Below are 1,945 nucleotides of genomic sequence, written 5' to 3'. Positions count from 1 at the left end.
GCACGCGACGAGGGTCATCGGGTCGCATTCCAGCAGCTTGGGCGTGCGCCTCACGGTCGTGAGCGCCATGCGGATCATGCGCTCGGGCTTCAGGTGTTGCGGCAACGCGAGCGCGATCTGCCGCTTGATCGCATCGCTGAAAAGAAACTCCGCCACGTTGGTGTTGTTGAGCTTGAGCGGAATCTGCGTCGGCATATTGGCTGCTGGTTTCGTTGCTGCTGTCGTCATGTGAATCTCCCTGGTGTCGTTGTTGCGAAACTGCGGGGAGCAGGGCTTGAACCTGCACTGCCTGAGTTGCTCGGTACTCCCAGGCCGCTCTGCCATTTGAGCTATCCCCGCGCCATGACAGTTATTCGTGGCGGACCCCTGCAAACCACTGCCCTGATCAGCGCTCCCAGAACACCCAGGAGCGCGCACCACAATGCCAATTCGATCACTTCCATGCGACCTCCTCCTTGAAGAAAAACCGGCCCCGGAACGATGCGTATTTGCTCACGCCCAGGACCGGCGGCCCGACCGCTCCGGCTGGACAGTCCCTAGGCCGCAGGCGGCGCAACGTTCGCCGCCAGGGCGTCAACCACCTTCTGCTTCTCCGCGGTCACTGCCGCGAAAATCTGATCGACGGTCGCCTGATCGAGCGGGCCCGCGGCCAGCGCCGCGGAGAGCTGGGCCTTGACGCCGTCCAGCAACTTGATCAGGCCATCGACGGCAGTCGTCTCCGCCTGCACTTCCGTCAAAATCTGTTGCAATGTGGCCATGAGCAAAACTCCTTGGGCCGATAGGCCCTTGACGAGGGTCAGAATCTCATCGAGCTTGGCCGCACATGCGGCGTCGCCGTGATGATGAGTGTGGTAATGGATCGCGTTCATGCTGCGTCCTCTTCGTCGGCGTCGATCGCGTCGCCAGCTGGCCACCAGGGCGGCAAGTTTTCCAGCTGCTGAGCGATCGTCTCCTGGAGTTGCTCCTCGGTCGGCTCGCTAAAGCCATCGAAGTCGGCCCGGCACGGCTCGCAGCGCTTCCAGAGCCGGCTGATCTTCGCGCCACAGTCCAGGCAGAATCCTTTCGCCATTGGTCAGCCCCTCCAGCTCGGTCGGCACGGATGAAAGCATCGCGGACAAAACCGGTGCGCTCGATTCCGCAGCACGCGCTGCAGCACTTCGTTGACGCCGCCTTGCCATGGGCAACGCATGCACTTCCAGGGCTTGCTGTCCTGCCATGGCAGCAATGGCTTGGCCGGCGCGCTCACAATCCACCCCGCAAGACAGCCAGCGTTGCCTCGGTTTCCTTGATCTCTTCCAGCCTGGCGAGGTCCTCGGCGATTTGCTCGGCGGCCAGGATCGCGCGGCGACTCGCGAACGCGTTGGTCGGATCAGCGCGGAGCTTGTGCGACCATGCACAGAACCTGGCCAGGTTTTTCGCCATGCGCTCGCGAACGCGGTCCTTGCGGGTCATTGGCTCGATCATGGGATCGCCTGCTTTCCGGTGACTGCCGTTCGCCCCTCGGCGGTGAGGCGGTATTCGCCGTAACCGTGCTTCGCGAACCAGCGGCAGTTGAGGATCTTGAACATCGTCGATTCAGCGATGCCCAGCTCGTCGCGAAGCTCGCCGACGCGGCGCGGTCCGTTGAGCAGCAGCTTGGCCACGGCCTGGCAGCGTTCCTGCATGTTCGGCGTGAACTCGGCAACATCGCCGCCGAGAATCTCTTCGTCGGCATCGTCGCCCTCGGGCGCGCCAGGCGACGGCGGGATCTTGCTTTTGCCGACATGGCCGTTGAGCGTCGGCGCTGGCGTCGGGACAGTGAAGCGCTCGCTGGCCTGGCTGGGAGCCGTAGCGGTCGGCGCGGCCTTGGGTTTGTTCGGGCCGCGCGTGCGCTGGATGACTTTCGCGTGGGGGGGGGCAGCGGGCGCCGGCACCGCGGAGAAGCGCGCGGCCAGCACGGTTTCGA

At 64.3% G+C, this 1,945-nt stretch carries 5 protein-coding genes and 1 tRNA gene; all 6 read right to left on the bottom strand.

Features of this window, described 5'->3' with window-relative positions; all coding sequences use genetic code 11:
• The coding region (locus Q0C64_RS13210) for a hypothetical protein (RefSeq protein WP_294124305.1) at window positions 1-228 on the bottom strand (228 nt) is incomplete at its 3' end.
• Between the two features lie 31 nt (window positions 229-259).
• A tRNA-OTHER gene (locus Q0C64_RS13205) sits at window positions 260-339 on the bottom strand.
• 197 nt (window positions 340-536) lie between these two features.
• Window positions 537-869, bottom strand: a complete 333-nt coding sequence (locus Q0C64_RS13200) for a hypothetical protein (RefSeq protein WP_294124304.1) — start codon at window positions 867-869, stop codon at window positions 537-539.
• Entirely contained in the window at window positions 866-1,069 is a 204-nt protein-coding gene (locus tag Q0C64_RS13195; RefSeq protein WP_294124303.1) for a hypothetical protein, read from the bottom strand. Before Q0C64_RS13195 ends, Q0C64_RS13200 begins: the two co-directional genes overlap by 4 nt.
• Before the next feature lie 173 nt (window positions 1,070-1,242).
• Complete coding sequence (locus Q0C64_RS13190; RefSeq protein ID WP_294124302.1) at window positions 1,243-1,464, bottom strand: hypothetical protein; 222 nt, start codon at window positions 1,462-1,464, stop codon at window positions 1,243-1,245.
• On the bottom strand, window positions 1,461-1,945 hold a 485-nt coding region (locus Q0C64_RS13185), incomplete at its 5' end, for a hypothetical protein (RefSeq protein ID WP_294124301.1). The genes Q0C64_RS13185 and Q0C64_RS13190, both read right to left, overlap by 4 nt.

The organism is Sphingomonas sp. (assembly GCF_023266535.1).
Taxonomy (GTDB): domain Bacteria; phylum Pseudomonadota; class Alphaproteobacteria; order Sphingomonadales; family Sphingomonadaceae; genus Sphingomicrobium.
This window is presented reverse-complemented; position numbering and strand designations above follow the sequence as displayed.